At 65.1% G+C, this 20698-nt stretch carries 18 protein-coding genes; 11 read left to right on the top strand and 7 right to left on the bottom strand.

The features are described 5' to 3' along the window. Positions 1-147 precede the first annotated feature (147 nt). The 5 genes from BMZ97_RS04420 to gmk all read left to right on the top strand — a co-directional run bounded on the left by BMZ97_RS04420 (position 148) and on the right by gmk (position 5006). A complete protein-coding gene (locus BMZ97_RS04420; protein WP_054207921.1) occupies positions 148-381 on the top strand; it encodes an acyl carrier protein in 234 nt (77 codons plus the stop codon). A gap of 54 nt (positions 382-435) precedes the next feature. Beyond that, the gene (gene fabF / locus BMZ97_RS04415; RefSeq protein ID WP_092165817.1) at positions 436-1701 is read left to right on the top strand and encodes a beta-ketoacyl-ACP synthase II; all 1266 of its coding nucleotides are present in this window, start codon (positions 436-438) and stop codon (positions 1699-1701) included. Positions 1702-1847: 146 nt separating this feature from the next. After that, positions 1848-3236, top strand: a complete 1389-nt coding sequence (gene mltG, locus BMZ97_RS04410) for an endolytic transglycosylase MltG (RefSeq protein ID WP_244546226.1) — start codon at positions 1848-1850, stop codon at positions 3234-3236. A gap of 234 nt (positions 3237-3470) precedes the next feature. Beyond that, entirely contained in the window at positions 3471-4352 is an 882-nt protein-coding gene (locus BMZ97_RS04405; protein WP_092165813.1) for a YicC/YloC family endoribonuclease, read from the top strand. Positions 4353-4358: 6 nt separating this feature from the next. Then, positions 4359-5006: a guanylate kinase gene (gmk, locus tag BMZ97_RS04400; protein ID WP_092165811.1), complete on the top strand. Its 648-nt coding sequence runs from the start codon at positions 4359-4361 to the stop codon at positions 5004-5006. A 73-nt stretch (positions 5007-5079) separates the two neighbouring features. Here the strand turns inward: gmk and BMZ97_RS04395 are convergent, their stop codons facing one another. From BMZ97_RS04395 to lptF, 6 genes are all read right to left on the bottom strand, one after another. After that, positions 5080-6075 carry a Bug family tripartite tricarboxylate transporter substrate binding protein gene (locus BMZ97_RS04395; protein ID WP_092165809.1) on the bottom strand — a complete coding sequence of 332 codons (996 nt, stop codon included), beginning with the start codon at positions 6073-6075 and terminating at the stop codon, positions 5080-5082. A gap of 211 nt (positions 6076-6286) precedes the next feature. Next, positions 6287-7135 (bottom strand): 16S rRNA (adenine(1518)-N(6)/adenine(1519)-N(6))-dimethyltransferase RsmA, encoded by an 849-nt coding sequence (rsmA, locus tag BMZ97_RS04390; protein WP_092165807.1) that lies wholly within the window; start codon positions 7133-7135, stop codon positions 6287-6289. Continuing rightward, positions 7132-8148, bottom strand: a complete 1017-nt coding sequence (pdxA, locus tag BMZ97_RS04385; protein WP_092165805.1) for a 4-hydroxythreonine-4-phosphate dehydrogenase PdxA — start codon at positions 8146-8148, stop codon at positions 7132-7134. The genes rsmA and pdxA overlap by 4 nt, the downstream gene beginning before the upstream one ends. A 34-nt stretch (positions 8149-8182) precedes the next feature. Then, positions 8183-10741 carry an LPS-assembly protein LptD gene (locus tag BMZ97_RS04380; RefSeq protein ID WP_092165803.1) on the bottom strand — a complete coding sequence of 853 codons (2559 nt, stop codon included), beginning with the start codon at positions 10739-10741 and terminating at the stop codon, positions 8183-8185. Positions 10742-10777: 36 nt separating this feature from the next. Beyond that, a complete protein-coding gene (lptG, locus tag BMZ97_RS04375) occupies positions 10778-11866 on the bottom strand; it encodes an LPS export ABC transporter permease LptG (protein ID WP_092165801.1) in 1089 nt (362 codons plus the stop codon). Beyond that, positions 11866-13056 (bottom strand): LPS export ABC transporter permease LptF, encoded by a 1191-nt coding sequence (gene lptF, locus BMZ97_RS04370; RefSeq protein WP_092165799.1) that lies wholly within the window; start codon positions 13054-13056, stop codon positions 11866-11868. The genes lptG and lptF overlap by 1 nt, the downstream gene beginning before the upstream one ends. Positions 13057-13217: 161 nt before the next feature. On the opposite strand from lptF, the gene BMZ97_RS04365 reads away from it, so the two are divergent. Genes BMZ97_RS04365 through BMZ97_RS04350 form a run of 4 tightly spaced genes read left to right on the top strand, consistent with a single transcriptional unit; the run spans position 13218 to position 16150 of the window. After that, positions 13218-14711, top strand: a complete 1494-nt coding sequence (locus BMZ97_RS04365; protein WP_092165797.1) for a leucyl aminopeptidase — start codon at positions 13218-13220, stop codon at positions 14709-14711. Positions 14712-14759: 48 nt separating this feature from the next. Next, the gene (locus BMZ97_RS04360; protein ID WP_092165795.1) at positions 14760-15212 is read left to right on the top strand and encodes a DNA polymerase III subunit chi; all 453 of its coding nucleotides are present in this window, start codon (positions 14760-14762) and stop codon (positions 15210-15212) included. Continuing rightward, positions 15209-15619: a hypothetical protein gene (locus BMZ97_RS31525; RefSeq protein ID WP_244546225.1), complete on the top strand. Its 411-nt coding sequence runs from the start codon at positions 15209-15211 to the stop codon at positions 15617-15619. Before BMZ97_RS04360 ends, BMZ97_RS31525 begins: the two co-directional genes overlap by 4 nt. 42 nt (positions 15620-15661) lie before the next feature. Next, entirely contained in the window at positions 15662-16150 is a 489-nt protein-coding gene (locus tag BMZ97_RS04350; protein ID WP_092165793.1) for a nuclear transport factor 2 family protein, read from the top strand. 126 nt (positions 16151-16276) lie between these two features. Here BMZ97_RS04350 and abc-f read toward each other — a convergent pair whose 3' ends face one another. Further along, positions 16277-18157, bottom strand: coding sequence for a ribosomal protection-like ABC-F family protein (gene abc-f / locus BMZ97_RS04345; protein WP_092165791.1), 1881 nt, complete (start codon positions 18155-18157; stop codon positions 16277-16279). A 170-nt stretch (positions 18158-18327) separates the two neighbouring features. Between abc-f and BMZ97_RS31150 the strand changes: the two genes are divergently transcribed. Beyond that, positions 18328-18465, top strand: a complete 138-nt coding sequence (locus BMZ97_RS31150) for a hypothetical protein (protein ID WP_175525419.1) — start codon at positions 18328-18330, stop codon at positions 18463-18465. A gap of 117 nt (positions 18466-18582) precedes the next feature. After that, positions 18583-20685 carry a methyl-accepting chemotaxis protein gene (locus tag BMZ97_RS04340; protein WP_092165789.1) on the top strand — a complete coding sequence of 701 codons (2103 nt, stop codon included), beginning with the start codon at positions 18583-18585 and terminating at the stop codon, positions 20683-20685. The last annotated feature ends 13 nt before the right edge of the window (positions 20686-20698 follow it).

Below are 20698 nucleotides of genomic sequence, written 5' to 3'. Positions count from 1 at the left end.
TTGACGAGGACCCGGTTGTTGCGTTTGTGCAGGCTTCGAGAGTTCCGGCCCGCCGGCACCATTCTGGTGAGGCGGGATACGGGAAGTGCAATTCCCCTATACGCGTCGCGATCCAGCGGTGTGTTTCAAGCTTTAAGGAAGAGACCCATGAGCGATGTCGCCGAGCGCGTGAAGAAGATCGTGGTCGAGCATCTCGGCGTCGAGCCGGAGAAGGTCGTGGACGGCGCGAACTTCATCGAGGATTTGGGCGCGGACAGCCTCGACACCGTCGAGCTCGTGATGGCCTTCGAGGAAGAGTTCGGCGTCGAGATCCCCGACGATGCGGCCGAGACGATCGTGACCGTCGGTGACGCCGTCAAGTTCCTGTCGAAGACCGCCTGAGCCGCCTTCAGGTCGCTCGCCGCCGAAAGTCCCATGGTTTCACGCAGTTTTACGATGCGACGTGTCGTCGTCACCGGCCTCGGCATGGTGACGCCGCTTGGATGTGGCGTCGAGCCGACTTGGGCTCGCATTCTGTCCGGCGCCAGCGGCGCCGGGCCGATCACGAGTTTTGACGCGAGCGATCTGCCTGCGCGGATCGCCTGCAACATTTCACGTGGCGATGGAACCGAAGGCACCTTCAATCCTGATGATTGGATGGAGCCGAAGGAACAGCGCAAGGTCGACGATTTCATCGTTTTCGCGATGGCGGCGGCCAAGCAGGCGCTGACCGATGCGAAATGGGCGCCCGAGAGCTATGAGGACCAGACCGCGACCGGCGTCGCGATCGGTTCCGGCATCGGCGGGCTCGGCGGCATCTATGAGGCTTCTATCCTCCTGAAGGAGCGCGGCCCGCGCCGGCTCTCGCCCTTCTTTATCCCCGGCCGCCTGAGCAATCTGGCGGCGGGCTATGTCTCGATCGAGAACCACCTCAAGGGCCCCAACCACGCGGTTGTGACGGCATGCTCCACCGGCGCTCATGCGATCGGCGACGCTGCCCGCATGGTCGCGCTCGGCGATGCCGAGGTGATGGTGGCCGGTGGTACGGAATCGGCGATCAACCGGCTCGGCATTGCAGGTTTCTGCGCCTGCCGCGCGCTGTCGACCGGCTTCAACGACACGCCCGAGAAGGCCTCGCGTCCCTATGACAAGGACCGCGACGGCTTCGTCATGGGCGAGGGCGCCGGCGTCGTCGTGCTGGAGGAACTCGAACACGCCTTGGCGCGCGGCGCCCGCATCTATGCCGAGATCACCGGCTACGGCATGTCGGGGGACGCCTATCACATCACCTCGCCTTCGGAAGACGGAGACGGCGCTTATCGCTGCATGTCCGCGGCCTTGAATCGGGCGGGGCTGACGGCATCCGATCTCGATTACGTCAACGCGCACGGCACCTCGACGCAACTCGGAGACGAGATCGAACTGCGCGCGGTAGAGCGGCTTCTGGCCAACGCCTCGCGCAAGCCGGCGATGTCCTCGACCAAATCGGCCACGGGCCACCTGCTCGGCGCCGCCGGCGCGATCGAGGCGATCTTCTCGGTCCTGGCGATTCGCGACCAGGTCGCGCCGCCGACGATCAATCTCGACAACCCCTCCGTCGAGACCGATCTCGATCTCGTGCCTCATGTCGCCAAGAAGCGCCGCATCGACGCTGTGCTGTCGAATTCCTTCGGCTTTGGCGGGACCAACGCCTCTCTGGTTATGCGGCGCTACGTCGACTGAGCTCCGTATTTCGGGGGGCAGCGCGCTTTCGCCATAATTTCTGCTAGTCTGCCGGTCGAAACCACGACAGGCTGGCTTGCTGGTCGTACCCGTCTCGCTGGCGGCACGAAGCCTGTATCGATTTGAAGAAGTGCGAGCGTCGAACCGTGAACCAGTCGCCCCGCGTCGCCCCCAAGAGCCCCAGCGAGGCACTCAAGCCGGTCGCTCCCCCCGCGCCGCCGCCAAAGGCGCGCCGCCGTCGTCGCAGCCCGTTCATCGCCATGATGAGCGGCCTGTTCACGGCGCTGCTGGTTCTGGCGGGTGTCGTCGGCGCCGGCATTGCCGTGATCGGCAGTCAGAGCAAGGCACCAGGCCCGCTCGCCAGCGACCGTGTTCTGATCATCCCGAAGGAAAGCGGCCTGACGGAGATCTCCGATCTCCTGCTGCGCGAGGGCTTGATTGAGCACCCCTGGGCCTTCCGCGTCTCGGCGCTGGTGACCGGCAACTGGACCAAGCTCAAGGCTGGCGAATATCTGTTCAAGGCTCGCGCCAGCCAGCAGGAGATTCTCGACATCATCGCCGAGGGCAAGGCCGTCGAGCATTCGATCACGGTGCCGGAGGGGCTGACCAGCGAGCAGATCATCGCCAGGTTGAAGGATAACGACCTTCTGACCGGCGACGTGATCCAGGTGCCGCGTGAAGGCTCGATCCTGCCCGATACCTACAAGTTCCAGCGCGGCTCGACCCGCCAGGCCATCGTCGATCGGATGACGCGCGACCAGCGCATCGCCCTCAACGCGATCTGGACCAAACGCCCTGCCGATCTGCCGATCAAGACGCCGCAGGAGCTGGTGATACTGGCCTCCATCGTCGAGAAGGAGACCGGCCGGGCCGATGAACGGCCGCGCGTCGCCGGCGTCTTCATCAACCGCCTCAACCGCAAGATGAAGCTCCAGTCCGACCCGACGATCGTTTACGGCCTCGTCGGAGGCAAGGGCACGCTCGGCCGCTCGATCCAGCGCAACGAGATCACCCAGGCCACGCCCTACAACACGTATGTCATCGACGGGCTACCGCCGGGGCCGATCGCCAATCCGGGCCGCGCCGCCATGGAGGCCGTGGTCAATCACTCGCGGACCAAGGAGCTCTATTTCGTCGCCGACGGCAGCGGCGGCCATGCCTTCGCCGAGACGCTGGACCAGCACAACCGCAATGTCGGGCGCTGGCGCCAGCTCGAGGCAGGGCGTCGCGAGCCGGGCAAGCCGCCGTCGGAATCCTCGGTCGACAAGGTCGAGCCGCCGCCGGCGCCCGATACGCGCACCGAGGCCCCCGGACCGCAGCGGGCCAACACCGATACGGATGATGTTGAGACCTTCCCGACGCCCGGGAGCCGCCGTGCGGGGGCTCCCGTGGCTCAGCCGGGCGCCAACGTCCAGGCCGGCGTCGCCGGACGGGCCCGCGCCTTCGACGCCTCGGAAGGCACGCCGCGCGATCCGCTGCTGAACAAGAGCTTCGATCTGAACAGCCCCAAGCAGGTGCCTTCGCTGCGCCCCTGAGCCATCCGGGTGCTATCCACATCCTGAACGAGGCGTCGCGGCGGCAAGCCTTGCTCGCCGGGATAGCTGTCACTAGAGCAGGATGCGAAAAAGTGGGAACCGGTTTTTCGCATCCTGCTCTCACTTTTAGATGAGAGACGGATTCAGATTTCAGATGGGACCACTTCGTGATTCCATCAGACATCATCCGGCTCTAGGGTCCGCCGCGTTGTTGCGGCAGAGACAGGGATTTCCATGGCCATCGAGAGCATGACGGGATTTGCCCGCGTCGCCGGCACGGTGGGCATCCATGCCTGGGCCTGGGAGATCCGCAGTGTCAACGGGCGTGGCCTGGATGTGCGCGTGCGTGTGCCGCCGGGGTTCGAGAGCATTGCCGAAGCCGCGCGCAAGCGCATCTCCAGCGCCTTTTCGCGTGGGACCCTGCATGTGAACCTCACGGTGACCAGCGATGCGGGCCCGCCGCGTCCGCGGATCAACGAAGCGGCTCTCGCCACGCTTCTTGAGGCGGTATCGCGCCTGCCTGCCTCGGATGCCATTCGACCAGCCTCCTATGACGGGCTGCTCGGCATTCGCGGCGTGGTCGAGTTCACTGAAGAAGCTCAGGACGCGCTCGCAGCCGTCGAAGCATCTGCGCTGAAGGGGCTCGAAGCCGTCGTGCTGGCCTTGAAGGAGGCGCGGGCGAGCGAGGGACGGGCGCTCGAAACCGTGCTCTCCGGGCATCGCGACAGCATCGCCCGCCTCACGGCCGAGGCCGAGAGCCACCCCGCCCGCGGCGTCGAGGCGATCCGTGAGCGCCTGGCCACTCAGTTGCAGGCGCTGATGGAGGCAAGCCCGGCGCTCGATCCGCAGCGCTTGCATCAGGAGGCGGCCCTGCTGGCGGTCAAGGCCGATATCCGCGAGGAGGTCGACCGTTTGCGCGCCCATGTCGCCGCCTTGCAGGTGCTGCTCGACCAGGGCGGCGCGATCGGCCGCAAGCTTGATTTCCTCTCGCAGGAGTTTGGTCGCGAGGCCTCGACCCTTTGCGCCAAGGCGGGTGATGCGGGCTTGTCGCGGATTGGCCTGGAACTGCGGACCGTCGTCGACCAGATGCGCGAGCAGGTGCAGAATGTGGAGTGAGCGCTGATGGCTGACGCCGTTCGCCCAGCCCGTCGCGGGCTTATGTTGATCCTGTCCTCGCCATCCGGGGCGGGAAAGTCGACGCTGACGCGCAACCTGTCGCAGAACGAGAACAATCTTGATCTGTCGATCTCGGTGACGACACGGCTCAAGCGCCCCTCCGAGATCGACGGCGTGCACTACCGTTTCATCGACCGCGCGACGTTCGACGCCATGCGCCAGCACAACGAGTTGCTGGAATGGGCCGAGGTCCACGGCAATGGCTATGGTACGCCGCGCAAGGATGTCGAGACGTCGCTCGCCGATGGCCGGGACGTGCTCTTCGACATCGACTGGCAAGGCACCCAGCAGATCGTCAAGAAAGCGCGCGAGGATGTCGTCACCATCTTCATCCTGCCGCCTTCCATGGCCGAATTGCGCTCCAGGCTCGTGCGCCGCGCCGAGGATGCTCCCGAGGTCATCGCCAAGCGCCTCGGCAATGCCCGCGACGAAATCGCGCGCTGGGAAAAATACGACTACGTCATCGTCAATGACGATCTCGGTGCGGCCTATGAATCGATCAAGGCGATCCTGACGGCGGAGCGGCTGAAGCGCAGCCGGGCGACCGGCCTCAAGGATTTCGTCGATCGCCTGCTCGGCGAGGCCTTGCCATAGCAGCCAGAGCATCGGCCCGAAAAGCGGGAGCCGGTTTTCGGAACAAACCGATGCGAGATCCGGCTCCGGCGTGTCAGTTCGGCTGGATGCCGGCGTCGCGGACGAGCTTGGACCAGCGCGCGCGGTCGGCTGCGATCACCGCCGAAAGCTCGGCTGGCGAATTGCCTATCGGCGTCGCGCCCTGGGCCTGCATGGCCTGCGCAACATCGGCGGATCTGATCGCTAGGGACACGGCCTCGTTCAGCTTCGCCACGACCGAGGCCGGCGTCGCCGCAGGCGCCATCAGCGCATACCAGGAAACGGCCTCGAAGCCCGGCAATCCGAAGGCCTCGGCGATGGTCGGCAATTGCGGCATCACCGGGCTGCGCTGCGCACTGGCGAGCCCGAGCGCCCGCAACTGGCCGCTATCGATCAAGGGCTTGGCGGTTGAGAGCTGCGCAAAGATCAGGTCGACATCGCCGCGCAGGACGTCGGTCAGGGCCGGCGCGACCCCGCGATAGGGCACATGTGTCATCGATAGGCCGGTCGAACGCGCCAATAATTCGGCGGCGAGATGGGCCAGACTGCCGGCGCCGGGAGACGCGTAGGTCAGGCCTCGCTGGTTCGGGCCAGGCCGCCCGCGCGCGATCATATCCTGCGCGGTCGCGATCGGTGATCCGGAGGCAACGACCAGCACGTTCTCGACGCTGGCGATCTGCGTGATCGGGGTAAAATCCTTGACCGGATCATAGGGCAGATTGGCAAACAGTGCCGGATTGACCGCCGCATTGCCGACCGGCATCAGCGCCAGCGTGTAGCCGTCAGGCTCCGCCTTGGCGACGGCGGCCATGGCGGTGTTGCCTTGGGCGCCGACCCGGTTCTCGACTATGACCGGCTTGCCCCAGCGTTGCGTCAGCTTCTCGGCGACGATGCGGGCAAGCGCATCGGGCGCGCCGCCCGCCGCGAAGCCGACGACGATCCGGACCGGCTTCGTTGGATAGTCCGTCGGCTGGGCTTCGGCCGGGCGGGCGCCCGCCATGCCGGCGGCGACCGTGATGCAGCTCAACAAGGACGCGATGGCGCGGCGCATCGGCGCGGCCTCCTGACAGCAAACCAGAGCATCGGCCCGAAACCTGGGAGCCGGTTTTCGGGAGAGCCGATGCAAGATCAAAGCCTTGGACAGCCGGCATCTTGCCCAGAGTGTTTCCGAGCGAAGTCGGTCATTGGGTCGCGTGAAGAAAACGCGTTAAAACAAGGAGGTAGAGCAGTTTCCGATCCAATTGGATCGGAAACTGCTCTATTCATCGTTGCCGCGCCAAGGCGTTGGCGAGCCGCACGAAGCCCGAGACCGGGATCTCCTCGGCCCGGGCTGTCGGCGCAAGTCCGGCCTCCTCGATCAGCGGCAGAGGATCCGACAGGATCGGCTTCAGGCTCTGGCGCAGCATCTTGCGCCGCTGGCCGAAGGCGGCGAGCGTGATCCGCTCGAGCAGCCGCCGGTCGCAAGGCTCCGGCTCGGCGCGCGGAACCAGCTGCACGATCGACGAGGTGATCTTCGGCTGGGGCACGAAAGCGGTGCGTGGCACGTCGAACAGAATTTTCGTGTCGCAGAGCCAGTTGCACAGCACAGCCAGCCGGCCGTAATCGGCACGCTCCTCGGGCGTCGCCACGATCCGCTCGGCGACCTCGCGCTGGAACATCAGCGTCAGCGATTGCCACCAGGGCGGCCAGGGGTCTTGGCTGAGCCAGCCAACGAGCAGCGGCGTGCCGATATTATAGGGCAGGTTCGCGACGATGCGGGCCGGTTTACCTGCAAGATGCGGTCTGAGATCGACAGCCAGCGCGTCGCCGTCAATGACCTCCAGACGACCTGGATAATGCGCGGCGATTTCCGCCAAAGCGGGCAGGCAGCGTCGGTCGCGCTCGATCGCGATCACCCGGCCGGCGCCATTGGCCAGCAGGGCTCGCGTCAACCCGCCGGGGCCCGGCCCGATCTCGACCACGGTCTCGCCCTCTAGCGGACCGGCCGCCCGCGCGATCCGGCCGGTCAGGTTGAGGTCGAACAGGAAGTTTTGCCCGAGTGCTTTCTGAGCCATGAGGCCATGGCGCTCGACCACATCGCGCAGGGGCGGCAGGGTGTCGATCTGGCTCACGCCGAAGCCTGCGCGGGTTGGGCCGCCATGCGTGCCGCAAGCCGCAGCGCGGCGCAGAGGCTGTCGGGCCGAGCGATGCCTTGCCCGGCAATGTCGAAGGCGGTGCCGTGGTCCGGAGAGGTTCGGATGAAGGGCAAGCCGAGCGTGACGTTCACCCCCTCGTCGAAGGCGATCGTCTTGATCGGGATCAGCGCCTGGTCATGGTACATCGCCAGCGCGACATCATAGCCGGCGCGCGCCCGGGCGTGGAACATCGTGTCGGCCGGGTAGGGGCCGTGCGCCTCGATGCCCAGCGCCCGCAACCTCGCGATGGCAGGCGCGACCACCTCATCGTCTTCGCGCCCGAGCGCGCCACCTTCTCCGGCATGCGGGTTCAGGCCGCTCACCGCGATGCGGGGCGCGGCTATGCCGAAACGGCGCGACAGCTCATCCGCGACGATTCGGCCGGTTTCGACGATCAGCTCCTGCGTCAGAGCATCCGGGACCGACCGCAGCGGGATATGGATCGTGACGGGAACGACCGCGAGGTCCTCGCACCACAGCATCATGACCGGGTGAGGCGGCGCGCCGCCATCGGCGGCGAGATGCGCGAGGAATTCCGTGTGGCCGGGATAGGCGAAGCCTGCGGCGTAGAGCACGGATTTGGCGATCGGGTTGGTGACGACGGCCGAGGCCTGTCCCTGTCTCACAGCCGCGACCGCGGAGGTGATCGAGCCGATGGTGCCCGCGGCCGACGCCGGATCTGGCTGTCCCGGCATTGCTGTAACGGCGTGACCATGCGCGATGACAGGCAAGGCCGTCGCGAAGGAACGGTTCACCGCATCCCATTCGCAGGAGATCATCGGCACATCCAGCCCGAGCCTCTGCGCGGTCTGCCCGAGATGGTCGATATCCGCGATGCAGGCAAAGGCGGGCAGCATGCGCTGCTCGCGTTGCTGCCAGGCCAGCAATGCGAGTTCTGGGCCGATTCCGGCGGGATCGCCCTGCGTCAGGGCCAGTGGTAGCGCTGGCACCTTTACCTCCGCTGGGGGGCGATGCCAGTCGGCGTCACTGGGTGACGCCGTCGCCCGTCGAAGAGCCACCGAGATTCTGGGAATAGGTGATCTGTCCGAGCGTCTTGAGCTCGAGCTTGAACATGATCGTGCGGGTATCTTTCGCCGTGCCGGAGACCTGCTTGTCCGCGTAGTTCTGCGTGTAGCTGACGTCGAAAATGGTGCACTCGTCGGTGTAGTTCACGCCGAACGAGGTCGAGGCCGTCTGGAACGGAGTCGTGTTCGGGTAAGTGGCGATGGTCGCGGTTCCCGCAGCGTAGCTGGCGCGCCAGACTTCCCGGTCGTATTTGTATTTGTCGAGATCGAACAGCACGCCGGCGCGCACGCGCCAGTTCTGTGCGACCAGGACCGAGCCGTTGAGCGACAGGCCTTCGCGCCGGCGCGGGATGCCGAGATCAGGCTGGGGCTCATAGCGGCCATAACCGATCGTCGCGGTGAAGATGCTGTTGGTATAGGTCGCTGCCGCGTCGATGCGCTGCGCCTCGAAGGTGCTCTCGTTCAGGCGAGCCGCGCCCGTCAGGACGAAATTCTTGAAGGGCGAGATCTGGGCGCGCGCGACATAGTCCGAGCGGGCGGTGTCGAGGCCGGAATCGAGCCCGGTATTGACCAGATCCCCGCGCGCGAAGGAATTGCGTCCAGCGATGCTATAGGATTGTCCGAACAAGGCGTTGGCGTAGCCATCGGTGCCAAAGCGCCCGGTATAGCGGGCGCCGACATTGGCGCGTGTGCCGCCTTCAAGCCGGTCATATCCCGAAAACTTGCTGCTCCACTCGAACAGGTTGGTGTCGTCGAAGACCAGGCTCTGGGAATCTTCGTTCGCCACGCGCAGGCTGCTCGTCTCGTTTGGGCGAGCGATGATCTGCGCGACCGGCTCGATGATGTGCGTCCCCCAGCTCGTCTTGGCGACGAACGGATAGCGGTACATCAGGCCGATTGCCGGCATCGCCCGGCCGAACATCTCGTCGGAGGCGTCGGCGATCGTCGCGGCTTTGGCATTGGCGTAGCCGGTGGTCGACGGGTTGACCGAGAACACATCGGCCCGCAGCGACGCATAAGGCGTCCAAACCTGGCCGATCGGATCGATGAAGTTGCGCCGCCAGGAGACTTCCGCCGTGGCACGTGCGGTATTGCCGGCGAGGCCACGCACCAGGCAGGTGCTCTTCTGATAGACCGCGCAGCCATCATAGAGCGAATAGGAGGGCGTCGTGACCAGATAGGTCTTCTGCTGCGGGATTTCCTGAAAGGCCGTCGCATCGCGGTGCAGGGCGGTGACATTGGCGTTGAAGGTTATTTCGCCGCCGAGGAAGGATGGTTTGTTGACGCGCTTGTCATAGTCGATGACCGGCAGCACCACAGGCTGCTGTTTCTGCCAATCGGTCGAGGTCAGCGGCTGGAAATAGTAGCCGCGCATGTCGAACCAGGCCGTCTCGCTCTGCCCGTTGAGATAGACCGTCGAGATCGACTCCTGCAGATAGGTCGTCGAGCTGATGCTTTCGTTGGCGACGCGGTAGTTCTTGTAGAACCAGCGGTCGGTCGACATCGCCACATTCCAGCCGAAGGACCAACGCGGGTTCAGGTAGAACTTGCCGTTCGATTCGATCGACCCGCGGAACTCCTTGTCGCCGGCGCCCAGCGGCGTCGCCAGGAACGCGGACTGGTCCTGCTGGAAAATGCCGGTGGCGCGGATCTTGTAGGCGCCGTTGACGAGACGCTGGCGCCATTCAACCTGGCCGAGCAGGCCCTGGCGCGTCAGATAGGTCGGCGTGATCGTCAGGTCGTAATCGGGCGCCAAATTCAGGAAATATGGCAGGCCGACGCCATAGCCAAGCGCCCCCGTATTCAGGAACTTCGGCGAGAGGAAGCCGGATTTCCGCTTCACCGTCGAATCCGGCGCGGACATGTAAGGCAAATAGGCCATTGGCACGCCGAGGAATTCGAGGCGCGCATCCTCGTAATAGATCGTCTGCTCGGACTTCTTGTGGATGATCCGGGCGGCGCGCACCTGCCAGAGCGGCGGTCTTTCCGGGTTGTCCTTGCAGGGCTCGCAGGCCGTGTAGATACCCTTGTCGAAGATGAAGGTCTCGCCGTCGGTGCGCTCGCCGCGCGGCGCGGTAAAACGCGTCTTGTCGGGGTTCACCACGCGCAACGAATCGATGAAGCCGTCGCGGAAATCGTCGGTCAGGTTGAAATGGTCGCCGCTGATCACCGTGCCGTTGGTCTCGGTGATCCGGGCGTTTCCAGTTGCGACGACGCGCTTGCTGGCGCGGTCATAGACAACCTTGTCGGCCTCGATCGTCCGCCCCTGATAGAGAATCTGGACGTCGCCCACGGCGGAAACGGTGTTGTTGTCCTTATCGTAGACCAGTTCGCGGGCATCGACGACCATCCGCTCCTGCGGCTTGGCCCCGGCTTGCGGTTTGGCCCCGGCGGGATTCTGGGCAGCAGCAGGCGCTTGCGCGACGGCAATGCCGCCGGCCGTCAGCATATAGGCCAAGCTCGAGGCGAGGGCGGTCGCCGCAGCAAAGCGCGCCATGCGTCTCACGCCCACATTCATACGCTCAATCCTAAATTAACCATAGGCACAGTACTCTTACCCATCTTCCTGATGAAGGAGGGCCAAGGCTCCCAGCATCGTTCCGACGGCCGCGGGCAGCCAGGCGGCGACGATCGGATTGACGATTCCCGACGATCCGAGCTCCTCCGACAGCTGCGTCGCAACATACAGCACGAAGCCGGCCGCCACGCCACCTATCACCAGTCTAGTTACCCCACCAAACCGGAAAAATCTTAAGGAAACGGACGCAGCGACCAAAACCATGGCGACGAGCAGCAGCGGCCGTGCCTTAAGTGACTGATAGCGCAGCTCATAACGCGTCGTATCGAGCCCCGCACGCTGCGTTCTCTCGATCACCGTTGGCATGGCCCAGAAGCCGACTGCATCGGGCGGTGTGAAGCTTTGCCGCATCTGCTCCGGCTCCAGCGTGGTCGCGAGCAGGTAGGTCTTGTAGTTTTGCGGCTCTTCCATGGCGGAGATCACGCGCGCATCGGTGAGTTCCCAGTGCCCTCGATAGAGCACGGCGCGTTTCGCGTCGATGCGCTCCACGAAGCCTCCATTGGCGTCGAAATTGAAGATCGCGACGTCGGAGAGGCCGTCGCCATCCGGCAGCGCGCCGGCGGCGCGGATGATCGCCTGGCCGTCGACGCTGCGCTGCCGCATCCAGATGTCCTGGCCGCTGGCCGTCTGGCCGGTGCGCGCGAACAGCCGCAGTTCGAGTGCGGTGGCCTTGCGCTTCAACTCGGCCGCCACCGGATTGTAGATCAGGATCGAGACCAGCCCGATGACCACGGCCACGAGGGCCGCGGGTTGCAGGAATTGCCAGGCCGAGACGCCGACGGAGCGCGCGACGACGAGTTCGAGCTTCCGGCTCAGCGTCAACAGCGCGAACATGCCGCCAAACAGCGCCGCGAACGGGAAGATCTGCTCGGCGACCGCCGGCGCGCGGTAGAGCGCGAGCTGGATGATCAGCGGCGTCGTGGCGATGGGCGAATCACCCGCGCGCCGCATCAACTCGACGAAATCGAGCGTTCCGATCAGGAAGAAGAATGTGCTGAAGACGCCCAGGATGGCGCGTGCGAACCGCTTTGTCAGATAGCGGCCAAAGGTCGAGATCAGAAGCATCAGGCGCGCCGAAGCCTTGCTGCGAGTAGGTTGAACGGCGCGAACAACGGCGCCATGAGGCGTCCCAGGAAAGGCCGCAGCCTTTGGCCGAAGACGATGAGCGAGACGGAAATGACGATGGCGGCCAGCGGCAGGATATAAAGCAGCCAGACCGCGAAGCTTGATCTGACGCTGGCCGTCCAGGCGGCGTAGGCGCCGATGCGCGTCGCGCTGACGATGAGGATGGCGGATTGGAGCGCGACCGCTCGGCCCTGGCGGGTGGTGCGTGCCTCGCCGATCGCCGCGAACGCGATCAGCATAAAGGCGATCGGGTAGAGCGGCGCCGACAGCCTGTTGTGCAGTTCGGCGCGGAAACGACCCTCCTGGAGCTTGTAATAGCTCTCATTGGGGTCCTGATTCAGCAGCGCCCAGGTCGAGCGTTCGCGCGGTTTGTAGGTGACCTTGTCGCCATCGCCTTCGCCAGCCCCTCCCGTCGGATCACCCGACAACGCCGACAGGTTGAGCGCGTAGCGCTCGAACGAGATGATCGAAGTCGTATCCTGACGATTCTCGCGCTGGATCGTGCCCTTTTCCAGCATCAGGAAGCTGTTGCCGTCGACATCGACGGTGCGTCCACGCTCGGCGATATAGATCGAGGGCTGCTTCGGATCGCGCCTGTCCTGCATGAAGATGCCGACCAGCGCGTCGCCAGACTTTTCGCGATAATGGAAGGTCACCCCCGAATCGAGCGAGACGAATTGTCCTTCCTTGACCACGTTCGCGACGAAATCCGCGCGGATCAGCGTGATCAGATCGCGCAGCATGCGAAAGCCCGCCGGCATCACAGACAGCGTCATCCAGCAGACGATCAGCGAGGTCGCGATCGTCAGGACGATGAAGGGGCGCGTCAGGCGATGGGGCGCGACGCCGGCCGCGTTCATCACGATCAATTCGGAATCGCTGTTCAACCGATTCAACGTGTAGAGCGTCGCCATGAACAGCGCGACCGGCGCGATGCCTGCGACCAGCGCCGGCAGCGAGAGCAGCGTGACGGTGAAGAAGATCAGGACCGTCTGGCCCTTGCCGGTGATCAGATCGACCTCGCGCAGGGCCTGCGTGACCCAGATCACGCTCGTCAGCCCGACAAGCAGGACGATGGCCGCGACCGTCGCGATCTTCAGGATGTAGCGGTCGAGGCGCTTAAGGAACAAGCTTCTGATTCCGATGCGAGGCTGGGAGGCAAGCGCTCCCTTGGACGGTTCGACGAACTCACCCTATGGTATAGGCGCAATCAAGGCGCAAACGGGAATCGTTTGTGTTCGTCTCGTTTCGCCCTTTCCGACGCCCCAATCCCAAAAATCGAGAGCCCGTCATGTCGCAGCGCCTGAAGCTCGAGGTCAAAGCCCTGAACGCAATCTCCGGTCAGGATCTCGTGATTCTCGTATCGGATGCTCTGACACCGCCGAAGGTGGCCGAGGAATGGCTCGGTGAAGGCGTCCGCAGCCTGCTCGCGCGCGCTGCCGTGGCCGAGCGCTTCAAAGGCAAGGCTCTGTCGGGGCTGACCCTGCTGGCTCCCGACGGAGCCGGCTATGAGCGCCTGATCGCCATCGGCGTCGGCCCGGAAGCGGAGCGCGGCAAGCTCGATTTCGCCAAGCTTGGGGGCGCCATCGCCGGGCGCCTTGGTCATGGCCGCAGCGCCGATGTGATTCTGGCCCTGCCAGACGGTGAGCCGACGGCCGACCAGACCGCGGATATCGCGCTTGGGATGCGGCTGCGCGCTTATGCCTTCGATCGCTACAAGACCAAGACGAAGGAGAAGGACGAGGCCGAGCCGCTTACGGTGACGCTGCGGGTGTCTGACCCTGCGGCGCTCAAGAAAGCCTTGAAGGCGCGCGAGGCGATCGCGGCCGGCGTCGAACTGGCGCGCGATCTCGTCAACGAGCCGCCCAATGTTCTCTACCCCGAAGAGTTCGCCGATCGCGCCGCCAAGCTCGAGAAGCTCGGCGTCGAGGTCGAGATCCTCGACGAGAAGCAGTTGAAGAAGATCGGGATGCGCGCGCTCCTTGCCGTCGGCCAGGGCTCGCGCCGCGAAAGCCGCGTCGTCGTGATGCGCTGGAACGGCGCCAAGTCCGGCGTCCAGCCCGTCGCCTTCATCGGCAAGGGCGTGACTTTCGACACCGGCGGCATCTCGCTCAAGCCCGGCGCCGGCATGGAGGACATGAAGGGCGACATGGCGGGCGCGGCCTGCGTCACCGGGCTGATGCATGCGCTCGCCGCTCGCAAGGCCAAGGTCAACGCCATCGGCGTGATCGGCCTCGTCGAGAACATGCCCGACGGCAATGCCCAGCGCCCCGGCGACATCGTTACCTCGCTTTCGGGCCAGACCATCGAGATCATCAACACCGACGCGGAAGGCCGCCTCGTGCTGGCCGATGTGCTCTGGTACACCCAGGCCGAGTTCAAGCCGAAGTTCATGATCAATCTCGCGACGCTGACCGGGGCGATCCTGGTTGCCTTGGCGCAGGAACATGCCGGCCTGTTCTCCAACAATGACGAATTGTCAGAGCGATTGAGCGTCGCCGGAAAGGCGACCGGTGAAGCGGTCTGGCGCATGCCGCTTTCGGCGGCCTACGACAAGATGATCGATTCGAAATTCGCCGACATGAAGAACTCGGCCGGCCGCTATGGCGGCTCGATCACCGCCGCTCAGTTCCTACAGCGCCATGTCAACGACACCCCCTGGGTGCATCTCGACATTGCCGGCACGGGCATGAGCTCGCCCAATACTGAGACCAACCGCTCCTGGGGCTCGGGCTGGGGCGTGCGCCTGCTCGACCATCTGGTGGCTGAGCATTACGAAGGCTGATTCGATTTCGGGGACTATCTCCGCAACATTTTGGAAAGAAAGGCTTTCATGCCGGAAATCCTGTTCTTCCATCTGCAGTCACGCCCGCTCGAACAGGTTTTGCCGACGATTCTCGATCGGGCGGTTTCGCGCGGGCAGAAGGTCGTGGTCGAGCTGTCCAGCCCGGAGCGACTAAGCGCGCTCGACGATCATCTCTGGACCTATTCCGACGAGAGCTTCCTGCCTCATGTCACGGCGGCCGAGGCCGATGCGGCGGCGAATCCGATCGTGCTGACGACGAAAGCGCATAATCCCAACGCGGCGCAGGTCCGTATCTGCGCGGAGGGTGTCCGCATTCCCGACGCATTGCAGGACTACGAGCGCGTCGTGTTGATTTTCGATGGTGACGATCCCGACGCGCTGACAGCGGCGCGCGAGGATTGGAAGTCGGTTCGGGCCTCGGGCGCCAGCGCCAGCTATTGGCAGCAGGACGAGGCCGGCCGCTGGGAGAAAAAAGCGTGAGATTGCCTGTCCTGCTCGTTTGCGCCGCCGCTCTGGGCGGATGTTCCGTCGATATGGGCGGGTTCGCCTTTACCTCGGAGTCCAATGGCGGGCGCACCACCACGACGACGAGCAGCGCCACGGCGCGCGCCTCGACGCAGGAAGCGCAATTGACCGCGGACGGCGAATGCAGCGCCGATGTCTCGCTCGATCCCTCGACGCGCCCCTTGCCGCCGCAGATCGCGGAAGGCATCACCGAATGCGAACTGGTCAAGCTGAAGGGCGCGCGCCCGACCGATGTGCTGATCGGCGACAGCGGCAAGGGCCAGCGCGAGGTGCAGGTGCTCTATTCCGAGCCCGGCGGCCGCGAGATCTACATGTTCACCGACAACCGGCTGAGCCGGATCGTGAAGCCCGGGCAGGGCTGAGCCTCTTCGGCAGATTCCCGCATCGGGAGCAGGAACCAAGATATGCGGCGGTTATCGATCATTCGTTTCGCAATCGTCGCCCTGACGGGCCTCGCCCTGCTTTCGACCATGCCGCGGACCGCTTTGGCGCAGCCGGCCTCGCAATTGTCGCAAGCCGAAGCCGCCAACAAGGCGCTCGTCCTCGACTTCTGGTCCAAGGTCTTCGATGCGCAGGACTGGACCAGGGCGAAGGATTATCTCGCCGACGACTATGTCCAGCACAATCCCAACGTGGCGAGTGGACTGGCCGGTTTCAACGCGTATTTCTCGAAGATCTGGCCCAACCCCAAATCCGCCACCGCGATCATCGCGACCGAGTTCGTGGCCGTCGTGACCCAGGGCGATCTCGTCCAGCTGGTGATGCGTCGCAGCCGGGCAGAGCCCGGCAATGAGCTGAAGACCTATGACAGCTACTGGTTCGATCTGTTCCGGGTCAAGGACGGCAAGATCGTCGAGCATTGGGACCCGGCGCTGAAGCCCGTCAGGAATTGACGATATGGCTGCAGAAGCGATTACCCCTGGAGCGCATTTCCGGCGAGCCGGATCGCTTGTCGGGCCCGCATCTGAACGATCCATATCGGGTCGTTGGGCCTAGAATTTGTTAGTCCCTAACAACTTCTAGGCGCTCTCCAGTTCCTCGCTCAGCCCCAGCCACTCCTCTTCGGCTGCCGCCAGCGCCTCGGCGAGTTCCGCCCGCTGCCGTGACAAGATCAGCGCCTTGTCGGGGTCGCGCGCGAAGGCCGCGCCATTGCCGAGCACGCCGTCGACCTTCTCGATCAATCCGGTCAGCTTGGCGATGCGCGCCTCGGCGAGATTGAGCTTTTGCCGCAACGGGCCCTGCGCGACGCGCTTCACCGCGGCCTCCTTGCGCTCCTCGGCCTTGCCATTGCCTGACGGGGCTGCCTCGGTCGCGGATTTCTCACGCTTGGCCGCCTTCGCGGTGCCGAGCACGAAGCTGCGGTAATCCTCCATGTCGCCGTCGAAATTCTTGACCGTGCCGTCGCCCACCAGCCAGAGCCGGTCGGCGCAGGACTCGATCAGGAAGCGGTCGTGGCTGACGAGGATGACCGCGCCGGGATAGTCGTTGATCGCATTGACCAGCGCGGTGCGGCTGTCGATGTCGAGATGGTTCGTCGGCTCGTCGAGGATCAGCAGATGCGGACCGCCGAAGGCCGCGAGCCCCAGCATCAGCCGGGCCTTCTCGCCGCCGGAGAGGTTCTTCACCGGCGTCTCGGCCTTGCTCGCGGGGAAGCCGATCTGCGCCGCCTTGGAGCGGACCTTGGCCTCGGGGGCGTCCGGCATCAGATCGCGCAGATGCGCGACCGGCGTGTCCTCCAGCCGCAATTCGTCGAGCTGGTGCTGGGCGAAATAGGCCGTCTCCAGCTTCGATGATTTCCGCATCGTGCCCGAAAGCGGCGGCAGCCTGCCGCCGATCAGCTTGCAGAAGGTCGACTTGCCGTTGCCGTTCGAGCCGAGCAGTGCGATGCGGTCGTCGGGCAGGAGCGTCAAGTTGAGCTTCGACAGCACGGTTCGGTCGCCATAACCGGCGCTGGCGTTGTCCAGCACGATCATCGGCGGCGAGAGTGGCCGCTCGGGGCCAGGCAGGCTGAAGGGCTGGACATCGCGGTCGACGATGGTGGCGATCGATTCCATCTTCTCCAGCCGCTTGACGCGCGACTGTGCCTGGCGCGCCTTCGAGGCCTTGGCCTTGAAGCGGTCAACGAAGGCCTGGAGATGCTTGCGCTCGGCGTCCTGTTTCTCCTTGGCCTTGGAGAGCTGCATCTGCTTTTCGGCGCGTTGCCTGGCAAAGGAGGTGTAGCCGCCGCGATAGATCGTCAGCTTGCCCTGGTCGAGATGCAGGATGTGGTCGACGCAGGTGTCGAGCAATTCACGGTCATGGCTGACGACGAGCACGGTATGAGGGTAGCGCTCGAGATAGTCGTAGAGCCAGAGCGTGCCTTCGAGGTCGAGATAGTTGGTCGGCTCGTCGAGGAGCAGCAAGTCGGGTTCCGAGAACAGCACGGCGGCGAGCGCGACGCGCATGCGCCAGCCGCCAGAGAAATCCGAGCAGGGGCGCTGCTGCGCCGCCTCATCGAAGCCGAGGCCGTGCAGCACGGTCGCGGCGCGGGCCGGCGCGGAATGGGCGTTGATGTCGGCAAGCCGGGTTTCGATCTCGGCGATGCGGTGCGGGTCCTCGGCGGTTTCGGACTCCTTGATCAGGGCCGCGCGCTCGGTGTCGGCGGCGAGCACGACCTCGATCAGCGTTTCCGGACCGCCGGGCGCCTCCTGCGCGACGCCGCCGATGCGCCGACCCTTGGGCAGGCTGATGCTGCCGCCTTCCGGTGAAAGATCGCCGGTGATGATGCGGAAGAGCGTGGTCTTGCCGGTGCCGTTGCGGCCGACGAGGCCGACGCGCGAGCCATCGGGAAGCGAGGCGCTGGCGTGATCGAGCAGAAGCCGTTCACCGAGCCTGTAGGTAATGTCGTTGATCGTGAGCATGCGGCGGTTTAGGCGGGAATTCCCCCCTAAAGCAATCGTCAAACGCGCGTAGGCGACGATCTGATTCGACTGACGTCGTCATGGTTCCGCCACGGTCTCGCCTTTCCACGGCCCGGCTGCGCCCTCACGCAAAGTAAGCCGAATATCATTCGATTCGCCCAGAGCATCCAATGCAGTTCAATCCCAGCTTTGCCGGCCGGCGCCATGTCTCGGTCGCGTCTATCCTGATCGCCCTGACGTCGGTGATCGTCGGCAGTGCCGCCGCCGCTGCGGCATTGCTGCCGCTATCCTGGCTGCCATTGTCCTGATCGCGAGCCCCTTCAGCGAAAGTTAACGCGGACGGGTCTATTCAGCTGGGACCATTATTGGTGTCGCTGCGGGGGCCAGGACGCTTGTTCAGTCTGAGATTCAGACTTCCTGCTGCCATGCTCGGCCTGGCGTGCCTCGCTGCGCTCGCCGTGGGCGGGTCGGCCTATTTCGCCGTTCAGCAATGGACCCGCGAAGCGGTGCGCGAGCGCCTCGACATTCTCGCCGAAAGCCATGCCAAAGCGATCGAGCGGCGCTGGCGGCAGATCCGCTCCGAGCTTTCGGTGCAGGCGCGTAGCGCCTATACGGTCACGACGCTGGACGAGATCGGCAAATGGATGGAGTTGGGTGCTTATGATCGAAGCGCCATTCTGTCATATTATCAAGGAGATGGTTCACTATCTTCAGCCGAGCGCATGGCGCGGACCGGCCAGGATCACAAGCATGGCTATTCCTGGCGCCACGTCGCGATCCACGAGACCTATTCCGCGATCCTGAAGCAGTTCGGCTATGCCGACGTCTACCTCGTCTCCGCCAAGGGGCGCGTCGTCTACAGCGTGACCAAGGGGCCCGAATTCGGTCGCCTGATCAGCGAGCCCGACCTTGCCCGATCAGGACTTGGCACAGTCTTCGAGGCCGCAAGCAAGTTGCCCATCGGCGAGCAGGCTGTCATCGATTTCGCACCCTACGACCCGGTCGGCGGCGAATCGCGCGCCTTCCTGGCGCAGCGTTTCTCTGACGCCGATGCCGGGACTTCCGAGGCGGCCGGCACGCTCATCTTTGCGATCAACACCTCGCTGATCGACGATGTTCTGGCTGCGAGCGCCAGCGCGTCGCGCCATACGGAGGCTCATGTCGTCGGCGCGGACGGCTTCATGCGCTCGAACCCTGCCGCGCGGCAGGCTGGCACGGCGCCTGTCGAGACGCTCGATCCGCGCCGGCTTGCCGCTTCGGGCGGAGCCATGCTCCAGATGACGAGCCGCGATGGCGCGCCGCTGGTCGTGACCGGGCGCAGCATGACGGTCGATGGCTGGCCCTGGCTGCTTTGGCTGACCGAGCCGGAGAGTTCGGCCTTCGCCGTCATCGACAAGCTCAAGGGAGCGATCGTGGTGGCCAGCCTCAGTGTGCTCGGCCCCGTGCTGCTGGTGGCGCTGCTGCTTGGCCTCTCGGTGGCGCGGCCGATCGCCGGGCTCGCCGAGGCGCTTGCGGGGGCCGCTGCCGGGCGCACTGATCTGCGCATCCCTGGCGCGCAGCGACGCGACGAGATCGGTGCGATTGCGGCGTCCGTCCAGAGCATCCGCGAAACCATGGTGCGCGACGAGCAGGCTCGCCTGCAGGAACGCGAGGAGCGCGACAGCGACACACAGCGGCAGCGCGCGGCCTTGCTCAGCGATCTCGCCTCCGATCTGGAGCGCTCCGTGCTGGGCGTCACGAGCGCGGTCTCCAATGCCGCTGAGGCTCTCAGCGTGACGGCGAGCGAATTGTCGGCGGGAGCGCGCGAGACGCAGGCCAATGCCGGTACGGTCCATGAGGCGGCCTCGCGGGCGATCTTCAGCATGAGCTCGATCGAGGAAGCGGCACGCGATCTGCGCCTGGCGATTGATCGGCTTGACGGCGACGTCCAATCTTCCGACCGCTCGGCACGGTCGGCGCGGGACTATGCGGACGAGATGGGGGCGATTGTGGATTCGCTGGCGACAGGCGCCGCGCGCGTCTCCGACGTCACCGGTCTGATCTCCGGCATTGCCGCGCAGACCAATCTGCTTGCGCTCAACGCCACGATCGAGGCCGCCCGCGCCGGAGACGCCGGTCGCGGCTTCGCCGTCGTCGCCTCCGAGGTGAAGGGGCTGTCGGCCCAGACCGCGCGCGCCATCGAGGACATTTCGCGCCAGATCGCGACGATGAACCAGGCCACGGGCGAGACAGTCGATGCCATCGCTGGCATTCGCGGCATGATCGCCGATCTGAGCGACGCGGTCCGCCGCACCGCAGGAACGATGCGCCAGCAGCATGGCGTGACCCATGCTATCGTCTCCGATGTCAGCGCTGCGACCCATGAGTTCAGCCGAATCGGCGATGCCACCAGCCTGGTCTCGAACGCTTCGCAGCAGACCTCGGAAGCCGCGGCTGCCGTCCTGCGGGCGTCGAGCGAATTGAGCGGGCTTGCGGGTTCGCTGAAGGCGCGGATCGATCAGTTCATCACCCAGGTCCGTGCGGCGTGAGCGCGGCGAGCCG

It is taken from the genome of Allobosea sp. OK403 (assembly GCF_900113835.1).
Taxonomy (GTDB): Bacteria; Pseudomonadota; Alphaproteobacteria; order Rhizobiales; family Beijerinckiaceae; genus Allobosea.
The sequence above is the reverse complement of the archived record's forward strand: the minus strand, read 5'-3'. Positions and strand labels throughout refer to the sequence as shown.

Excerpts from the sequence above, each read along its gene's own strand:
- BMZ97_RS04420 (WP_054207921.1), top strand. The coding sequence starts at position 148 with ATGAGCGATGTCGCCGAGCGCGTGAAGAAGATCGTGGTCGAGCATCTC.
- fabF (WP_092165817.1), top strand. The coding sequence starts at position 436 with ATGCGACGTGTCGTCGTCACCGGCCTCGGCATGGTGACGCCGCTTGGA.
- BMZ97_RS04405 (WP_092165813.1), top strand. The coding sequence starts at position 3,471 with ATGGCCATCGAGAGCATGACGGGATTTGCCCGCGTCGCCGGCACGGTG.
- gmk (WP_092165811.1), top strand. The coding sequence starts at position 4,359 with ATGGCTGACGCCGTTCGCCCAGCCCGTCGCGGGCTTATGTTGATCCTG.
- BMZ97_RS04395 (WP_092165809.1), bottom strand. The coding sequence starts at position 6,075 with ATGCGCCGCGCCATCGCGTCCTTGTTGAGCTGCATCACGGTCGCCGCC.
- BMZ97_RS04380 (WP_092165803.1), bottom strand. The coding sequence starts at position 10,741 with ATGAATGTGGGCGTGAGACGCATGGCGCGCTTTGCTGCGGCGACCGCC.
- lptG (WP_092165801.1), bottom strand. The coding sequence starts at position 11,866 with ATGCTTCTGATCTCGACCTTTGGCCGCTATCTGACAAAGCGGTTCGCA.
- BMZ97_RS04365 (WP_092165797.1), top strand. The coding sequence starts at position 13,218 with ATGTCGCAGCGCCTGAAGCTCGAGGTCAAAGCCCTGAACGCAATCTCC.
- BMZ97_RS04360 (WP_092165795.1), top strand. The coding sequence starts at position 14,760 with ATGCCGGAAATCCTGTTCTTCCATCTGCAGTCACGCCCGCTCGAACAG.
- BMZ97_RS04350 (WP_092165793.1), top strand. The coding sequence starts at position 15,662 with ATGCGGCGGTTATCGATCATTCGTTTCGCAATCGTCGCCCTGACGGGC.
- abc-f (WP_092165791.1), bottom strand. The coding sequence starts at position 18,157 with ATGCTCACGATCAACGACATTACCTACAGGCTCGGTGAACGGCTTCTG.
- BMZ97_RS31150 (WP_175525419.1), top strand. The coding sequence starts at position 18,328 with ATGCAGTTCAATCCCAGCTTTGCCGGCCGGCGCCATGTCTCGGTCGCG.
- BMZ97_RS04340 (WP_092165789.1), top strand. The coding sequence starts at position 18,583 with ATGCTCGGCCTGGCGTGCCTCGCTGCGCTCGCCGTGGGCGGGTCGGCC.